General features: G+C 62.7%; 12 protein-coding genes. 6 read left to right on the forward strand and 6 right to left on the reverse strand.

Features of this window, described 5'->3' with window-relative positions:
• Positions 1-40 precede the first annotated feature (40 nt).
• Both tnpA and D0Y60_RS17950 read right to left on the reverse strand, forming a co-directional pair.
• Positions 41-475, reverse strand: coding sequence for an IS200/IS605 family transposase (tnpA, locus tag D0Y60_RS17945; protein WP_117371338.1), 435 nt, complete (start codon positions 473-475; stop codon positions 41-43).
• A gap of 252 nt (positions 476-727) precedes the next feature.
• A complete protein-coding gene (locus tag D0Y60_RS17950; protein ID WP_117371339.1) occupies positions 728-1828 on the reverse strand; it encodes a saccharopine dehydrogenase family protein in 1101 nt (366 codons plus the stop codon).
• 112 nt (positions 1829-1940) lie between these two features.
• Here D0Y60_RS17950 and D0Y60_RS17955 point away from each other — a divergent pair, with 112 nt between their 5' ends.
• Complete coding sequence (locus D0Y60_RS17955) at positions 1941-2381, forward strand: Lrp/AsnC family transcriptional regulator (protein WP_117371340.1); 441 nt, start codon at positions 1941-1943, stop codon at positions 2379-2381.
• A 167-nt stretch (positions 2382-2548) separates the two neighbouring features.
• On the opposite strand, the gene D0Y60_RS17960 is transcribed toward D0Y60_RS17955, so the two are convergent.
• The gene (locus D0Y60_RS17960) at positions 2549-3247 is read right to left on the reverse strand and encodes a DUF1013 domain-containing protein (protein ID WP_117371341.1); all 699 of its coding nucleotides are present in this window, start codon (positions 3245-3247) and stop codon (positions 2549-2551) included.
• A gap of 236 nt (positions 3248-3483) precedes the next feature.
• On the opposite strand from D0Y60_RS17960, the gene acs reads away from it, so the two are divergent.
• The gene (gene acs, locus D0Y60_RS17965) at positions 3484-5439 is read left to right on the forward strand and encodes an acetate--CoA ligase (protein ID WP_117371342.1); all 1956 of its coding nucleotides are present in this window, start codon (positions 3484-3486) and stop codon (positions 5437-5439) included.
• A gap of 209 nt (positions 5440-5648) precedes the next feature.
• Here the strand turns inward: acs and D0Y60_RS17970 are convergent, their stop codons facing one another.
• Positions 5649-5846: a DUF1674 domain-containing protein gene (locus tag D0Y60_RS17970; RefSeq protein ID WP_117371394.1), complete on the reverse strand. Its 198-nt coding sequence runs from the start codon at positions 5844-5846 to the stop codon at positions 5649-5651.
• Positions 5847-6004: 158 nt separating this feature from the next.
• Between D0Y60_RS17970 and htpX the strand changes: the two genes are divergently transcribed.
• From htpX to purH, 4 genes are all read left to right on the forward strand, one after another.
• Positions 6005-6970, forward strand: a complete 966-nt coding sequence (htpX, locus tag D0Y60_RS17975; RefSeq protein ID WP_117371343.1) for a zinc metalloprotease HtpX — start codon at positions 6005-6007, stop codon at positions 6968-6970.
• Positions 6971-7068: 98 nt separating this feature from the next.
• A complete protein-coding gene (locus tag D0Y60_RS17980; RefSeq protein ID WP_245409221.1) occupies positions 7069-8373 on the forward strand; it encodes an RsmB/NOP family class I SAM-dependent RNA methyltransferase in 1305 nt (434 codons plus the stop codon).
• A 113-nt stretch (positions 8374-8486) separates the two neighbouring features.
• A complete protein-coding gene (locus D0Y60_RS17985) occupies positions 8487-10169 on the forward strand; it encodes a heparinase II/III family protein (protein WP_117371345.1) in 1683 nt (560 codons plus the stop codon).
• A gap of 97 nt (positions 10170-10266) precedes the next feature.
• Positions 10267-11877, forward strand: a complete 1611-nt coding sequence (gene purH / locus D0Y60_RS17990) for a bifunctional phosphoribosylaminoimidazolecarboxamide formyltransferase/IMP cyclohydrolase (protein ID WP_117371346.1) — start codon at positions 10267-10269, stop codon at positions 11875-11877.
• 58 nt (positions 11878-11935) lie between these two features.
• Here the strand turns inward: purH and D0Y60_RS17995 are convergent, their stop codons facing one another.
• Positions 11936-13321, reverse strand: a complete 1386-nt coding sequence (locus D0Y60_RS17995) for an MFS transporter (protein WP_117371347.1) — start codon at positions 13319-13321, stop codon at positions 11936-11938.
• Positions 13322-13405: 84 nt separating this feature from the next.
• A complete protein-coding gene (locus D0Y60_RS18000) occupies positions 13406-18187 on the reverse strand; it encodes an NAD-glutamate dehydrogenase (RefSeq protein WP_117371348.1) in 4782 nt (1593 codons plus the stop codon).
• Positions 18188-18455: the final 268 nt, after the last annotated feature.

Here is an 18455-nt window from a genome sequence, read left to right on the forward strand (position 1 = left end):
AACGCTGCGCTTGGACCGCTAGAAGCGGTTTTGCTATAAGTTAGTAGCTACGGTTAAAGAGGTCGGCAGAGTCGGAAGCTTTGTCGACCTTTTCCTGATTACGGATATATCGTCTGACGACCTGCTCATCATAGCCAGACGTCGACACGAAGTACCCTCGCGCCCCAAAATGGTATCCCTTGTAGCGCCGCTTGCGCGCATATTTATTGGCAACGTAAAGAGCCGTCTTACCCTTTAAAAAGCCAACAATGTGCGACACAGAATACTTCGGCGGTATCGATATCAGCATATGCACATGGTCGGGCATCAAGTGCCCTTCCTCGATCCGGCAATCCTTCTGCAAAGCAAGTCTATGCAACAGATCACCAAGCTCACGGCGCAAATCCCCGTAGAGCCTTTTCGTTCGGTATTTACTCGCGAAGACCACATGATATTTGCAGTCCCACGTCGCGTGCGATTGCGAGCGTTCGTCCATAAAACCTCCGTTCTATGTCTCGGAAAACCTAACGGTCCAAGCACGGAGGTCTCTCAATCACGATGTAAAACCCGTCCAGTCCTCCACCGCAGGTGGAGGTTTATTTACTTCATAATAAAAGGGGCCTCGAAAGAGGCCCCATTTTTATGTGTCCGCGCCTTGTGGCGTTCTCTGCTTCCCCGCGGCTTTGGGCCACAGATGCGAAAGATGCCCCGGCCTTTTCGGCCGGGGCATCGAAGGTCTTCAAAGAGATCAGGCGGCGTGGGCGCCGCGGTTTTCCTGGGCGTAGTAGTGACCAAAGCGGTTGGCGAGGAAGGCGTCGAGGGCGATTTCTTCCTGGCGGATGAAGCCTCTAGCGCGCAGCGAGCCATCGGCCAGCATGTCGAGCACGGCGCAGATCGAGCCGGCCGTCGTGATCTGGATGGCGGAGTGCAGGGCGCCGGCGACCGGGGCGCTATAGACCTTGTTGGCGTAGGTTTCCTGGATCAGGCGGCCACCCTTGCGGCCCGAAACGGTCACGAAGATGATCACGACGTCCTGCGTGGTGGTCGGCAGGGCGTTTTCGAAGATGTCCTTGAGGACTTCGCGGCGATGACGGAGACCCAGGTCGTTCAGCAGCGCCTTCATGATGGCTGCGTGGCCGGGATAGCGGATCGTGCGGTAGTTCAGCGTCCGAACCTTGCCCTTCAGCGTCTCGCAGAGGGTGCCGAGGCCGCCCGAGGTGTTGAAGGCTTCGTAGGTAACGCCATCGAGCGAGAATTCTTCACGCTCTTCCAGCGCCGGAACCTCGATCAGCGCGCCTTCGACGATGGCTTCGCAGGGCTCGATATATTCGTTGATGACGCCGTCCGTGCTCCAGGTCAGGTTATAGTTCAGGGCGTTGGACGGGTACTGCGGCAGGGCGCCGACGCGCATGCGCACGCTGTCGAGCGTGTCGAAGCGGCTGGCAAGGTCGTTGGCGACGATGGAGATGAAGCCCGGTGCCAGGCCGCACTGCGGAATGAAGGCCGTCTTGGCGTTTTCGGCGATGCGCTTGACCTGGCGGGTGGATTCGACGTCTTCCGTGAGGTCGAGATAGTGCACGCCGGCAGCGGCGGCCGCTTCGGCGATCGCGACCGTCAGGTGGTAAGGGGCGGCCGAGAGAACGGCGAACTTGCCGGTCAGAAGGGCCTTCATGGCGGCAGCATCGGCGATATCGACGACGGCCGTGGTGACCGCGGCATGCTTCTCGATGGCAGCGAGCTGCTCTTCGGCGCGGTCCGCAACGGTGACGCGGTAATCCCCGCTGTGAGCCAGCATGCGTGCAATGGTCGAGCCGATCTTGCCTGCGCCGATGACGACGATGTCCTTCATGTGATTTCCCTCCGGCATGAATTGATGCGCTTAATTTGAGAGGGATGGCTGTCGATTTAAAGCGCCATATCTGGCATAATCAATTATCGATATCGGCAGAACGACGGTAAAAATGAGCATTTCGACGCTAGGCGCCAAGGATCGTGAGCTCCTCGCCATCCTCAGCGAGAACGCCCGCGAGCAGACCGCGACGATCGCCCGCAAGCTGGGCCTATCGCGCACGACCGTGCAGGCGAAGATCGACCGGCTGGAACGGGCTGGCGTGATCGCCGGCTACGGCGTCAAGCTTTCGGATGCCTATGAGAGCGGCATGGTGAAGGCCCATGTCCTTATCACCATCGCGCCGAAGACGCTGGCGCGCATCACCACGGAACTGCACGCCATCTCCGCCGTGCGCACCCTGCATTCGGTGAGCGGCAGCTTCGACCTGATCGCCGTGGTCGAAGCGGCCTCGATCGCCGAACTCGACGACCTGATCGACAAGATCGGCGCCATCGACGGCGTGGAACGCACGCTGTCATCGATCATCCTGTCGACGCGGATAAGGCGGTAGCCGATACTGTCATTCATGATTTACTGAAAGCATCAGTCGATCCTGCGCCACAAGCCTGCGGGCAATAGCCGCCACCATCGGCCGTATGACGCAGGGGACATAGCGGCGGGCACAAAAAAACCGGCTGCTTTTGACGGCCGGTTTTATTGTTAGCAATGAAGCGTCCCTTAGAAGCGGTCCTCTTCGTCCTCGTCCGGGGTAGACGACTTGAGCGACTTGAGCTTGGCGAAGACGGCGTCGGCGTCGATTTCCTTTTCCTCTTCACGGTCGTTGTAGGGCAGCTTTTCCGTTTCGTGGGCGGATTCGAGCGTGGCACCGAGTTCGGCGGCCGTCGGCAGAGGACGGCCCTTCGAGGCGCGTTCGACTTCGAGGTCGAGATCGATCTGCGAGCACAGGCCCAGCGTGACCGGATCCATCGGCGTCAGGTTCGTCGAATTCCAGTGGGTGCGGTCACGGATCTGCTCGATCGTCGATTTGGTGGTGCCGACGAGACGCGAGATCTGCGCATCCTTGAGTTCCGGATGGTTGCGCACGAGCCAGAGAATGGCGTTCGGGCGGTCCTGACGCTTGGAGACCGGCGTATAGCGCGGGCCCTTGCGCTTGGATTCGGGAACGCGAACCTTGGGGTCGGAAAGCTTCAGCTTGTGGTTCGGGTTGCCTTCGGCGCGCGCGATTTCCTCGCGCGACAGCTGGCCGGTCGAGATCGGGTCGAGACCCTTGATGCCCTGGGCTGATTCGCCGTCGGCGATCGCCTTCACTTCAAGCGGGTGCAGTTTGCAAAAAGTCGCGATCTGTTCGAACGACAGCGCCGTGTTGTCGACCAGCCAGACCGCGGTCGCCTTTGGCATGAGGAGCTGCTGAGCCATGCATATAGTCCTTCTGTCCGTCCGCGCCGGTGTCGCGGGTCGTGGGGTAGTTAACCACTATGTTCCGGGAATTGCGCCCTCTATACCCTCACTGTCGCAGAAATGCAATTCTTCAAGAGACAAATGACCTTTGTCTAATTGCCGTAATGCTTTGACCTGATATGAATGGCGCCGAGAGTGGCGGGGCCGGAGGAGAATACGGTTTCCCGCGCATGCGCAGTCATAGGGAGGCATCCATGTCCGCAAAGACCTATCCGGTCCTGAAATCCGCGAAAAACCGTACGCTCATCGACAACGACACCTATCAGAAATGGTATCGCGAGAGCATCGAGAACCCGGAGCGCTTCTGGGACAAGCACGGCATGCGCATCGACTGGTTCAAGCCCTATACAAAGGTGAAGACCACCTCGTTTACCGGCAAGGTCCCGATCAAGTGGTTCGAGGACGGCATAACCAACGTCTCCTACAACTGTATCGACCGTCACCTGAAGGCGCATGGCGACGACGTCGCCATCATCTGGGAAGGCGACAACCCCTATATCGACAAGAAGATCACCTACAACGAGCTTTACGAACATGTCTGCCGCATGGCGAACGTGATGAAGAAGCACGGCGTCAAGAAGGGCGACCGCGTCACCATCTACATGCCGATGATTCCGGAGGCAGCCTATGCGATGCTCGCCTGCGCGCGTATCGGCGCCATCCATTCGGTGGTCTTCGGCGGCTTCTCGCCGGATGCGCTGGCCGGCCGTATCGTTGACTGCGAATCGACCTTCGTCGTCACCTGCGACGAGGGCGTGCGCGGCGGCAAGCCGATCCCGCTCAAGGAAAACACCGATACGGCGATCGACATCGCCGCCAAGCAGCATGTCATCGTCAACAAGGTTCTGGTCGTGCGCCGCACCGGCGGCAAGATCGGCTGGGCACCCGGCCGTGACATCTGGCATCACAAGGAAGTGCTGACGGTGCCGCGCGATTGTCCGCCGGCCAAGATGAAGGCGGAAGACCCGCTGTTCATCCTCTACACCTCCGGCTCGACAGGCAAGCCGAAGGGCGTGCTGCACACCACGGCCGGCTACCTCGTCTACGCCTCGATGACGCACAAATACGTCTTCGATTATCAGGACGGCGATATCTACTGGTGCACGGCCGACGTGGGCTGGGTCACCGGCCATTCCTACATCGTCTATGGCCCGCTGGCGAACCGCGCCACCACGCTGATGTTCGAAGGCGTGCCGAATTTCCCGGATGCCGGCCGCTTCTGGGAGGTGGTCGACAAGCACAAGGTCAACATCTTCTATACGGCGCCGACGGCGATCCGCGCGCTGATGGGTGCCGGTGACGATTTCGTCAAGCGCTCCGACCGGTCGTCGCTGCGTCTGCTCGGCTCGGTCGGCGAGCCGATCAACCCGGAAGCCTGGGAATGGTACTACAACGTCGTCGGCGAAGGCCGTTCGCCGATCGTCGATACCTGGTGGCAGACGGAAACCGGCGGCATCCTGATCACCCCGCTGCCGGGGGCGACGGACCTGAAGCCGGGTTCGGCGACGCGGCCGTTCTTCGGCGTCAAGCCCGAGCTCGTCGACAACGAGGGCAATGTGCTGGAAGGCGCTGCCGACGGCAATCTCTGCATCACCGACAGCTGGCCGGGCCAGATGCGCACCGTCTATGGCGATCACAAGCGCTTCGTCGAAACGTACTTCTCCACCTACAAGGGCAAGTATTTCACCGGCGACGGCTGCCGCCGCGACGAAGACGGCTATTACTGGATCACCGGCCGCGTCGACGACGTGCTCAACATCTCCGGCCACCGCCTCGGCACAGCCGAAATCGAATCGGCCCTCGTCTCGCACCACCTCGTTTCGGAAGCGGCGGTCGTCGGTTATCCGCACAGCCTCAAGGGCCAGGGCATCTATTGCTACGTATCGCTGATGGCCGGCGAGGAAGGCAATGACGCGCTGCGCCAGGATCTCGTCAAACACGTCCGCAAGGAAATTGGCCCGATCGCGACGCCGGACAAGATCCAGTTCGCCCCCGGCCTGCCGAAGACCCGCTCCGGCAAGATCATGCGCCGCATCCTGCGCAAGATCGCCGAGGACGATTTTGGCGCACTCGGGGATACCTCGACGCTGGCTGATCCAGCCGTCGTCGACGACCTGATCGCGAACCGCCAGAACAAGGCGGGCGGCTGAACCGTCGGGTGACGGAACGACAAAGCGAAACGGCGGCCATTATCGGCCGCCGTTTTCGTTTGAAGAAATTGCTTGGACTTATTGGAATGGGGCACCCCTCCCCTTCCCACTCACGTCATCCTCGGGTTTGATCCGAGGACGGAGAGAGGTTGGGCGCATGAAGCAAAGGGGCATGAAGCGATGTGACTTCCTAAGCTGGCTTCCCACTCTCAGAAATCGATCGCCCGGCCCTTGATCTCCCAGTCACCGAACCGCGCCGGGTCTTCACCGCCGCGGCCGCCGATCTCCTCGGCGCGCTCGGCGGGCTGGGTTGCCTTGCGACGTTCCTCGGCTTCCTGCAGGGCGCGCTGGGCTGCGGGCGGAAGCACTTTTCGGCCGTCGGAATGATTGTCGTTGTCGCTGTCCATGAAAATCGGCATCCTTCCTGGATATTGAAGAAGTGCGGGTGGTTTCCCATCATATAGGAGCGCGACGACGCTGTGGAAAGCGCCGTTTCACGTGAACCATGTCCTTGAAACCAAGGATCGATAGCGGGGTCGATGGACCTGACAGGAGCCGAAAACGTATGAACATCGTTCGCACAGCCATGCTTCTCGCCGCTATGACGGCGCTTTTCATGGGCGTGGGCCTGCTCATCGGCGGCAAGGGCGGCATGATGATCGCGCTCGTCGTTGCGATCGGCATGAATGTCTTTTCCTACTGGAATTCCGACCGGATGGTGCTGTCCATGTACGGCGCCAAGGAGGTCGACGAACGCACGGCACCCGAATATTACGGCATCGTGCGGGATCTCGCGGCGCGTGCCGGCCTGCCCATGCCGCGCGTTTTCGTCATGAACAGCGACCAGCCCAATGCCTTCGCGACGGGCCGCAATCCGCAGAACTCCGCCGTCGCTGCCTCCACCGGCCTTCTCCAGGCGCTGTCCTATGAAGAGGTGGCGGGCGTGATGGCGCATGAGCTGGCGCATATCCAGAACCGCGACACGCTCACCATGACGCTGACGGCGACGCTCGCGGGTGCGATCTCCATGCTCGCAAACTTCGCCATGTTCTTCGGCGACAGCAACAACCGCGAGAATAACAATCCGCGTGGTTTCGTCGGCGTGTTGATTGCGATGATCGTCGCGCCGTTCGCCGCCATGTTGGTGCAGATGGCAATCAGCCGCACGCGCGAATATTCTGCCGACAAACGGGGTGCGGAGATTTGCGGTAACCCGTTGTGGCTGGCCTCCGCACTCGGCAACATCGCAGTCGCGGCCGGCCGCGTTCCCAACAATCAGGCCGAGCGCAATCCGGCAACTGCGCATATGTTCATCATCAATCCGCTCTCGGGCGAGCGCATGGACAACCTGTTTTCGACCCATCCGAACACCGAGAACCGCATTGCCGCGCTTCAGGAAATGGCTCGCACCATGCAGGCCCGCTCGACGGAACCGGCCCGGGCTGATAATCCCGTGCGCAAATCGCGCTCCGTACCGACGACGGGCTGGGGACGCGGTGGCTCCGAACCACCCAAAGGTCCCTGGTCTTGAACGACGACACGCGCAGAAAAAAATCATTCCCGAAACGCCATGACGGTCCCAGGCGACCGAAGCCCGAGGCGGTCGAGACCCAGCCGGAAAAGCCGGGCTTGCGCGCCCGCCAGGCTGCGGCAAAGATCCTCGCGGCCGTGGTCGATCGCAAGACGTCTCTCGACGGCATGCTGGACCTCGAAAACGGCAACCCCGCCTATCGCCAGCTGAACGATGCCGACCGGGCGCTGGTGCGCGCCATCCTCAACACGGCGTTGCGCCATCTCCCACGTATCGAGGCCATTCTCGACACGCTCGTCGGCACGCCGCTGCCGGATGGCGCCCGCGCGTTGCACCATGTGCTGACCGTCGCGGCTGCGCAAATCCTCTATCTAGACGTGCCGGATCATTCGGCCGTCGACCTCGCCGTCGAGCAGGCGCAGCTCGACCCGCGCAACCGTCGTTTTGCCAGCCTCACCAATGCGGTGCTGCGCCGGCTGTCGCGCGAAAAGGCCTCGCATCTCACCGCGACCCGCGCCGTTCCCGTCATTCCTGAATGGTTTTACGACCGACTCGCCAAGATCTACGGCCGCGAGCATGCCGGCCGCATCGCCGAAGCGATGCTGCAACCGTCCGCCATTGATCTAACCGTCAAGTCCGATGCCGAAGGCTGGGCCGCCAAACTCGGCGGCCGTGTGCTGCCGACCGGCTCCGTTCGGCTTCCCGCCGCCTCCGGTGCCATTCCCGCACTGGAAGGGTTCGACGACGGGCAATGGTGGGTGCAGGATGCGGCGGCGAGCCTGCCGGCAAAGCTGTTCGGCGATCTCAGGGGCAAGCGTGTCGTCGATCTCTGCGCGGCTCCCGGCGGCAAGACGGCGCAACTTTTGCTCGCCGGCGCTAACGTCGTGGCGCTCGACCAGTCCGGCAACCGTCTGAAGCGGCTCATCGGCAATCTCGAGCGTCTCGGTCTATCGGCGACGACGCAGGAGATCAACATGGCGGATTTCCGCACCGACGAGCTCTTCGACGCCGTTTTGCTCGATGCCCCCTGCTCTTCCACCGGCACGATCCGCAAACATCCAGACGTGCTCTGGACAAAAGGTCCCGAGGATATCGAAAAGCTCGCCCGCCTGCAGGAGCGCTTGCTCCGTCATGCCCTGACGCTGGTCAAGCCAGGCGGTGAGCTCGTCTTTTCCAATTGCTCGCTCGATCCCGACGAGGGCGAGGACATGGTTTCGCGCGTTCTTGCCGACAATGCAGACTGGCGAATCATTCCGGCCGATCCCGCCGACTGGCCGGGTCTGGAGGATGCGGTTTCGCCGCGCGGCGAGTTGCGCACGACGCCGGCCATGCTGCCGGCAACCGGAGATCATGCGGGCGGATTGGATGGATTTTACGCGGTAAGGCTTCGGAAAGCCGGTTGAGCGCAAAATCATCCCAAAATATTGCCGAGGTCATCAACAGTCCATCAGCAGGCGATGAATTGACGGCGCTCCTCTCCTCGGCCTACCTATAGGTCTGGAGGCATTCGTTAACCATGCAGCTTTCCGACCATCAGCGGCTATCCTATCTGTATATGCGTGAGGGCTGGCGGCGCTTCTCGCGAAGGCTTGCCTTGGGCCGGATCAGCGCCATGCGTTTTTCCGGCGGCACGCCAGACCGCCTCATCGTTGCGCCGACCGATCTGCATCCGGCCGATTCCTTTGCCGGCGAAGAAATCACTGCTGGCCGCTTCCCGCTCGCCGGCCGCAGCCTCGAATGCGAGGGCGAATCGCCCTTCGCGCTGGAACTGCCATCGGAAGAATTCGCCGTTCGCCTGCATTGCTTCGGCTGGCTGCGCCATATGCGCCTCGTCGATCCGGAAAAGGCGGCGCTGACGACCCGCTTCATCGTCGACGACTGGCTGCAAAGCCATGGCCGCGTCATCGGTGGGCTTGCCTGGCGGCCGGATGTCACGGCGCAACGCATCATCGCCTGGCTCTCACACTCGCCCGTCGTGCTGAAGGATGCCGATTATCCCTTCTACCGCCGTTTCCTGAAGAGCCTAGCCTTTCAGGTGCGCTACCTGCGTCACGTCGCCGATACGACGCGCGACGGCGAACCGCGGCTGCGTGTGCGTATCGCACTCGCCATGGCCTCCATCGCCATGCCCTCCTCGCCCTCCAAGATGCGCAAGGCCGCCCGTCATCTCGACGAGGAACTGGACCGGCAGATCCTGCCGGACGGCGGCCATTGCTCGCGCAATCCGCGGGCCGCCCTCGATCTGTTGCTCGATCTGCTGCCGCTGCGCCAGACCTATGTCAATCTAGGCCATGATATGCCGGCGCAGCTCATTCCCTGCATCGACCGCATCTATCCGGCGCTGCGCTTCTTCCGTCATCAGGGCGGCGAACTCGCGCTATTCAACGGCGCGACCTATACGCTCGCCAATGAGCTGATGTCGGCGCTTCGTTACGACGAGACCGGCGGTGCGCCCTTCAAGGCCCTGCCCTCGATCAATTACGACCGGGTGGCGGTGAAGGACACCGTGGTGCTGATGGATACCGGCATGCCGAAATCCGTCGATCTGTCATCGACGGCGGCCGCCGGCACGCTTTCCATCGAAGTTTCCTCCGGAAAGAACCGCTTCATCGTCAATTCCGGGCGCCCGCGTTTTGCCGGCGAGGCGATGCGGCAGATGTCGCGCATGACGGCCGCCCATTCGGTGGCGACGCTGAACGACACGTCCTCCTCGCGTATTTCCAGCTCACGCTTCCTCGGGCCCATCATCATCGGCGGCGTCAGCAAGGTGAACGTCACGCGCATCGAGCGCGATTCCGGTGCCGATGGCGTGACGGCGAGCCATGACGGATATCTCAAGCGCTTCGGTCTGATCTATGAGCGCGATATCCTGGTGTCGGCGACGGGTGGCGAAATCCGCGGCCGCGAGCGTTTCTTCAAGCCGGCGGCGGCGAATGCGCCGATCGACAAGGGTACGGCCATCGTACGCTTCCACGTCCATCCGACCATCCAGCTCTATCGCGCCTCTGCCAACGAGACGCGGCTGGTGGCGGCGGATGGCGAGGCCTGGGCGCTGACCTGCCTCGATGTGCCGGTCGAGGAGGAGGAAGACGTCTTCTTCGCTGATCCTTCCGGCGTGCGCCCCTCCCGGCAGCTGACGCTGACAATGCCGCTTGCCGAGATGCCGGAAGTTCAGTGGTCCCTCGCGCGGCAACGTTGAGAATTCAGCCTTTCACGGTTTTCTCCCGGTCCTGCCTGTGATAACGGGGCGCATGACCATCCGCCCCTCCTCCCGGGGCCGCAGAACGGAGCGCCCCATGGCCGTTGTTTCCAAGAAAATTCCCGCCCCTGACCGCGTTGCCGTCCGCACCGCGCTTCTGTCCGTCTCCGATAAGACCGGTGTCGTCGAGCTTGCGAAGGCACTCGCCGACAAGGGCGTTCGCCTGCTCTCGACGGGCGGCACGCACAAGACGCTCCGCGATGCCGGCCTTGCCATCACCGACGTTTCGGAGGTCACGGGCTTTCCGGAAATCATGGACGGCCGCGTGAAGACGCTGCACCCGTCCGTGCATGGCGGCCTGCTGGCGATCCGCGACGATGCCGAGCATGTCGAGGCGATGAAAGCGCACGGCATCGGTGCGATCGACCTCACCGTCATCAACCTCTATCCGTTCGAGGAAGTCCGCGCCAAGGGTGGCGATTATCCGACGACGGTCGAGAATATCGATATCGGTGGACCGGCGATGATCCGCGCCTCGGCCAAGAACCATGCCTATGTGGCCATCGTCACCGATCCCTCGGACTATCCGGCGCTGCTGGAAGAGCTGGCCGACGGTTCGACCTCCTATGCCTTCCGCCAGCGCCTTGCAGCGAAGGCCTATGCCCGCACGGCGGCCTATGATGCGGCGATCTCCAACTGGTTTGCCGAGGCGCTCGATATCGCGATGCCGCGTCACCGCGTGCTCGGCGGCGTGCTGAAGGAAGAGATGCGCTACGGAGAGAACCCGCACCAGAAGGCGGGTTTCTACGTGACCGGCGAGAATCGTCCCGGTGTGGCCACCGCGACGCTGCTGCAGGGCAAGCAGCTCTCCTACAACAACATCAACGACACCGACGCCGCCTTCGAGCTGGTTGCCGAGTTCCTGCCGGAAAACGGCCCGGCCTGCGCGATCATCAAGCATGCCAATCCCTGCGGCGTGGCCACCGGCAAAACGCTGAAGGATGCCTATGCGCGGGCGCTGGCTTGCGATCCCGTTTCGGCCTTTGGCGGCATCATCGCGCTGAATTCGACGCTCGACGGCGAGACGGCGGAGGAAATCGTAAAACTGTTCACCGAGGTCATCATCGCGCCCGATGCCGACGAGAAGGCGCGCGCCATCATCGCCTCCAAGCCGAACCTTCGCCTGCTGGTGACGGGCGCCCTGCCCGATCCGCGCGTGCCCGGTCTCTCCGCAAAGACGGTTTCCGGCGGCCTGCTCGTGCAGAGCCGCGACAACGGCATGGTCGAGGATCTCGACCTCAAGGTCGTCACCAAGCGCGCACCGACGGCGCAGGAGCTTGTCGACATGAAGTTCGCCTTCAAGGTCGCCAAGCACGTCAAGTCGAATGCGATTGTCTATGCCAAGGATGGCCAAACGGCCGGTATCGGCGCCGGCCAGATGAGCCGTGTCGACTCCGCCCGCATTGCTGGCCTGAAGGCCGAGGAAGCCGCCAAGGCCATGGGCCTGGCCGAGCCGCTGACGCGCGGCTCTGCCGTCGCCTCCGAGGCCTTCCTGCCCTTCGCTGACGGCCTGCTCTCGGCGATTGCTGCGGGTGCGACGGCCGTGATCCAGCCGGGCGGCTCGATGCGCGATGCGGAAGTCATTGCCGCGGCGGATGAAGCGGGCGTCGCCATGGTCTTCACTGGCATGCGCCACTTCCGCCACTGATCCTTAGCCGGAGTCATCCCGGAAATCGAAACGCCCCGCTTGCGGGGCGTTTTGTGTTTCAGGCCTCGACTTTCGCTGCCGGATAGGGCGTGCGCAGCAGGAGCAGGAAGCCGACGACGAGGAAGACGATGAGCGCCATCATGCCCGCGCGGGCAGAGCCCGTTGCCGTTGTGATGAGGGCGACGGAGAGCGGCGCCAGAAAGGACGTGGCGCGGCCTGAGAGGGCGTAGAGGCCGAAATAGCGGCCGGCCTCGTCCGGATGGATGCTCTGGGCGAGATAGGAGCGTGCCGAGGCCTGCACGGGGCCGAAGGCGACGCCGATCAGCAGGCCGTAAAGAATATAGGCCTTTTCCGCGGCGGTGCCGAAGAGACCGCCGGAATCCTCTGCCGGAAGCGGGATCAGGCCGAACAGAGTGAAGCCGGGGCCGGTCGAGACGATACCGACCGTCGCGATGGTCAGACAGACGAGGCTCATGATGACCACGGTCTTGGATCCCAGCCGCGTATCGAGCCGGCTGGCGTAGAGGCAGCCGCCGATGGCGACGACATTGAGGATGATGCCATAGATGCCGAGTTCGAAGGTCTGCCAGGCGAACATGCCGGCAGCGAAGGTGCCGCCGAGCGCGAGGAGGCCGTTGACGCCGTCCTGGTAGATCATGCGGGCAACGAGGAAGCGCAGGATGCCGGGCTTGTTCTTCAGGTCCTTCAGCGCCTCGGACAGGTCGGCGAAGCCGGCGCGCACGGCAGCGGCGATCGGCAGGCCCTTGCTCTGGTCCGGCGTGAAGAAGAACATCGGCAGGATGAAGACAAAATACCACAGCGCCGAGATCGGCCCGGTGATGCGGGCATCCTCCCCAGCCGCCGCATCAAGGCCGAAGAGCGGCGCGATGCCGATGGCCGTCTTGCCGGTCTCCGGATTGGCGGCGAGAAGGGCCACAACCGCGATCAGCACGATCATGCCGCCGAGATAGCCGAGACCCCAGGCAATGTTGGAGATGCGGCCGGTATCCTCAGGGCGCACGAGCCGCGGCATCATGGAATCGTTGAAGACGATGGAGAATTCGGCGGCGACGGTCGCCAGAACGATCAGCACCATGGCGTAGATGAGACCGCTGCCGGGGGCGGCATACCACAGGGCGGCAAGCGAGAGGATCTTGATGGCCGCAAAGACGGCGATCCAGGGTTTTCGCGCACCGGAAGCGTCGGCAATCGAACCCATGATGGGGGCGAGCAGCGCAATCGCGATGCCGGAAAGCGTGAGCGTATAGCTCCAGGCAGCCTGGCCGGCGGCGTGATCCTCCGTCAGGCGCGAGACGAGATAGGGGCCGAAGATGAAGGTGGTGATGACGGTGAAGAACGGCTGCGCCGCCCAGTCGAACAGCATCCAGCCCGCAATCCCGAGCCGGCCCGTGCGTGGCTCCCGGCTTTCCGTGACAACCGTCATCGCCCCTCCCGCTGATATCGGGGGCGATGACCGCGCCCGTCCCCAAGCCGGCTAACGGGGTCCGTCAGCCGGCAGGGAACTGTGTCATTTCGCTCTTTCCTGCGCAAGGTCGCTCAGGATGCCCGCAGCGACGGAGACCTTGGCCAGCGTCGCTTCGCCGCCGTCCGTCAGCGCCGAGAGGTTTGCCGTCACACGGGCAAGCCGCTCCTTGTCGCCCTGCTGCCAGGTGGTGAGCGGCGCCTTGTCGCCCTTGTGGCGCGTCAGCACCACGGTGGCAAGGTCGCGCCGGGCATTGGCGATATCGGTGAGGCTGCGCTGGAGGGCGAGCGCCTCGTAAAGATCGCCGGTCGGGATGCGGCTTGCCGACGAGAGCAGACGGCCGATGTTCAGCGTCGCGCTGATGCCGGCGAAGGTCTGCGCCGTCTTGGCGAGTGAATCGCCTGTCGCATTGGCGATCAGCATGACCTCGGGCACGAAGGTGAGCAGGGAGAGCGTTGCGATCTCTTCCGCAAGCTCGGCCGGAACACCCTCGTCCTCATAGGCATGCGCCTTGCGGCGGGCCTCGTCGCCGATGGCGTCGGACACCAGCGTGGAGAGCTGCGGACGCAACTGCTTCAGCGCCTGTTTCAGTTTGTGCACCGCTTGGTCCATTGGGCCGGAGACGGCGCCGGTGGTCAGTAGCAGGCTGGTGACGTTGGCATAGATGCGGCCGATCTCTTCGTAGAGCTCGTTCTGCAAGGTGCCGGCGACTTGGTTGTCCAGGGCATCGACGCCAGCATAAAGCGCGGCAAGACCATAACCGTCACGGGCGATCACCGCTGCCTTCACCGCATTCGCCGGGCCGAAGCCGGTGCCATCGGTCAGGCCGTTGATGAAGGCCGGGCCGCCGCGGTTGATCACTTCATTGGCGAGAATCGTCGCGATGATCTCGCGGCGCAGGCGATGCGAGCGGATATCGTCCGCATAGGTCTTCTGCATCTTGGCCGGGAAGTAACCGGTCAATGTCGGCTCAAAATAGGGCTCGTCCGGCAGGTTGGTGTGAACCAGCTCATCGAACAGCACCAGCTTGGCATAGGAGAGGAGCACGCCGATTTCCGGCCGCGTCAACGGCTTGCCGGCCTGGTAGCGTTCGGCAAGCGTGCGGTCGTCGGGCAGCGTCTCGACCTTGCGGTTGAGCAGGCCGCCTGCCTCGAAGCGGTCCATCAGGCGGGTCAGCGGCGCGCGGTTGGCCGTGCCCTGCTTTTCGACCAGCGAGATCGCCAGCGATTGCAGATAATTGTTGCGCAACACGAGATGGCCGACTTCATCAGTCATCGAGGCAAGCAGCACGTTGCGCTTGGCGCGCGTCAGCCGCTCGTCGCGCATGGCCGAGGCGAGTGCGATCTTGATGTTGACCTCGACGTCCGACGAATTCACGCCGGCCGAGTTGTCGATGGCGTCCGAGTTGCAGCGTCCGCCCTTGAGGGCGAAGGCGATACGACCGCGCTGGGTGACGCCGAGATTGGCGCCCTCGCCGATCACCTTGGCGCGGACATCGTCTGCGACGATACGGATCGGATCGTTGGCGCGGTCGCCCACCTCGGCGTCCGTCTCGTTCTGGCCGCGGATATAGGTGCCGATGCCGCCGAACCACATCAGGTCGACCGGCGCCTTGAGGATCGCCGTCATGATTTCGAACGGGGTGGCCTTGGCCTTGTCGAGGCCGATGACGGCTTGTGCCTCCGGCGTCAGCGTCACGGATTTCTCTGTGCGCGGAATGATCATCGCGCCCTTGGAGAGGACGGAGCGATCATAGTCCTGCCAGCTCGAGCGCGGCAGGTTGAACATGCGGCGGCGCTCGGCGAAGGACGTGTCGGTATCCGGCGACGGATCGATGAAGATGTCGCGGTGGTCGAAGGCCGCGACGAGCTTGATCTTGCGCGACAGCAGCATGCCGTTGCCGAAGACGTCGCCCGACATGTCGCCGACGCCGGCGACGGTAAATGGCGTCTTCTGGATGTCGATGTTCATCTCGCGGAAGTGGCGCTTGACGGTTTCCCAGGCGCCACGGGCGGTGATGCCCATCTTCTTGTGGTCGTAGCCGGCCGAGCCGCCCGATGCAAAAGCGTCGTCGAGCCAGAAGCCGGCTTCCTGCGCCAAGCCGTTCGCGGTGTCGGAGAAGGTCGCGGTGCCCTTGTCCGCGGCGACGACGAAATAGGGATCGTCCCCGTCGAGGCGCACCGTATCGGCCGGCGGCACCACATCCTGGCCGACGATGTTGTCGGTGACGGAGAGCAGCGTGCGGATATAGGTCTTATAGGCTTCGGTGCCGGCCTTGAAGACGGCGTCGCGGCTGCCGCCAACGGGCAGCTGCTTCGGATAGAAGCCACCCTTGGCACCGACGGGCACGATGACCGAGTTCTTGACCTGCTGCGCCTTCACGAGGCCGAGCACTTCCGTGCGGTAGTCCTGCGCGCGGTCGGACCAACGCAGGCCGCCGCGGGCGACCTTGCCGAAGCGCAGGTGCACGCCCTCGACTTCCGCGCCATAGACGAAGATTTCGCGGAACGGGCGTGGTTCCGGCAGGCCGTCGAGCGCCTTCGGGTCGAGCTTAATCGCGAAGGTCTTGCGCGGCTTGCCGTCGGCGTCGTGCTGGAAATAGTTGGTGCGCAGCGTCGCCTGGATTGCGTTGACGTAGCGGCGGAGAATGCGGTCCTCGTCGAGGCTCGGCACGTTGGCCAGCGCCTCCTCGATGGCCGTGGAGATGTCGCCGGACTTCTTCTCGCGCTGACGCTCGGTCAGCTTGGGGTCGAGACGGGTCTCGAACAGGCGGAAGAGGTTGGCGGCAATGGCCGGATACTTGTTGAGCGTATCGGCGATATAGCCCTGCGAATAGGCGATTCCGGTCTGGCGCAGGTAGCGCGAATAGGTGCGCAATGCCATGACTTCGCGGGCTGAGAGGCCGCCGGTCAGGACAAGACGGTTCAGCGCGTCGTCGTCCACTTCGCCGTGCCAGGCGGCGAGGAAGGCTTCCTCCAGCATGGGGCTTAGCTTGGCGAGATTGACCTCCAGGCCGTCGCGCTGCTTCAACTCCATATCATGCAGGATGACGCGGCGCTCATTGCCGTCGAAGGTCGTGAGCGTCAAATCGTGTGTTTGTTCGCTGATGACGTTGAAACCGAGATTTTCGAGCAGCGGCACCCGGCGCGACAAGGAAACCGGTTCGCCAGCGTGGAAGATTTTCAGCTCCACCGAAGTAAGGTCCGTGTTCCAGGCCTTGCGATAGAAAGAGATGCGGATCGGGGTTTCCGGCGTTGCCGTCGAAATCAGGGCGAGATCAGCATTGGCCTCGGTGGGCGTGAAGTCTTCCTGATAGCCGGTATCGGCATGGAGGCGAAGACCGTCTGCGCTGGACAGCGCCTCGAAGCGATCGGTCCAACGCGTGGCGATCTCGCGCACCGCCTGTTCCAACTTGTTCTGGGCAATGCGCGGCGTCTTACCGCCTGAACGTCCGATGATGAAGTGCACGCGGGCAAGGCCACCCTCGGGGAAAGCCGGGTAATACGCCGACACGCGACCATCATAAGCCGACTTCAGATAGTTGCCGATCTTTTCGCGCACGTCGGAATCGTATTGCTCGCGCGGCACATAGACGATGACGGAAACGAAGCGGTCGAAACGGTCGATGCGCGGCAGGACTCGGATTCGCGGCCGATCGGACAGCTCGTTGATCTGCTCCGAGAAGGTGGCGAGCAGTCCGGGATCGATCTGGAAGAGATCGTCACGCGGATAGGATTCCAGGGTGTTGATGAGCATCTTGCCGGAATGGCTCTTCGGGTCGTAGCCGAAATGATCGACGACCGCTTCGACCTTTGAGCGCAGCAGCGGGATCTGGCCAGCAGCATGCGTGTAGGCCGTCGAGGTGAAGAGGCCGACGATTCGCAGCTCGCCGATCACCTTGCCCTTCTCGTCGAAACGCTTCAGGCCGATATAATCCATATAGGCGCGGCGGTGCACGACGGATTTCACATTCGCCTTGGTGACGATCAGGAAATCCGGGCCTTCCAGGAATTCGAGGATTTCCGGCGTCGTCGTGACCGCGTCCTTGCCCAGCCGCAGCACGCGCACGTCCGGATCGGAGAGGATGCCAAGACCGTCGCCGCCGCGTTCCACCGTCGCCCGCTCGCCTTTGCCGGAATAGGAATATTCCCGCATGCCGAGGAAGGTGAAGTTGTTGCCGCGCAGCCAGTCGAGGAAGGCGAGCGCCTCGCTCTTGCCAGGCTTGTCCTTGGCGTAGCGCTCCATGTCGGCGGTGGCGCCGTTGAGCTTTTCCAGCATGGACGGCCAGTCGTCGACGGCCAGATGCACCTGGTTAAGCACATGCATCACGCGGTCGGCCAGCGCTGCGGCTTCATTGGGTGCCAGTTCGGAAAGATGGATTTCGATATGACTGACGCGCTGCGTCGGGTCGCTCTCCTCATCCGGCGAGAAGAGCTTCGGCGCTTCCTCCTGGTTGACGACGAGGATCGGATGGATCGCGAGATGGATATCGCGGTGCGTGCTCGTCACCTCGCCCATGACCGAGTCATAGAGGAACGGCTGGTTGCGGTCGGTGACGGAGAGGACGGAGACCGGTTGGCCCTGCGGTTTGACATCGGCAAGTGTGGTGACGGTGACGCGCGGCTGGCTGCCGTCCCACGCCTCGAGTTCGGCCATGGCATGGGCGGCGGCGGCGGCAAGCATCGGGCCGGTATAGTGTTCCAGATCGTCCTTGCTGGCACGCCCGAAAAGGATGTCGGGGTTGAGTGTTTTTGCGCCGAGAGCGGCGGCTGCGGCCTTTGCGGCCTCGATGTGTTTTTCTCGTTTCACGTTGGTCCGGGCACCCATGGAATTCTCCCTCGAATCCGATGGCCGGACGTTAGCAGAAGAAAAAATACGCGCGACGAAATTTGTGCATTTGCGAGAAAATTCAATCGATTTTGTCCGAGATAGGTCAGTTTTGCTGTCGTTTTGTCGCCAAATTCGTGATTTTTCGTCGAAAAGCAGCCAAAAACCGGCCAGACGCGGTTTATGCCGCTCTGCGGTAAAGCACCAAATCCGGCGCGACCGTTGACAGGTCCCGACCCCCTTGCCATCACTTCGACGAAACGAAGGA

The sequence above is a fragment of the Shinella sp. WSJ-2 genome (genome assembly GCF_003432075.1).
GTDB lineage: Bacteria > Pseudomonadota > Alphaproteobacteria > Rhizobiales > Rhizobiaceae > Shinella.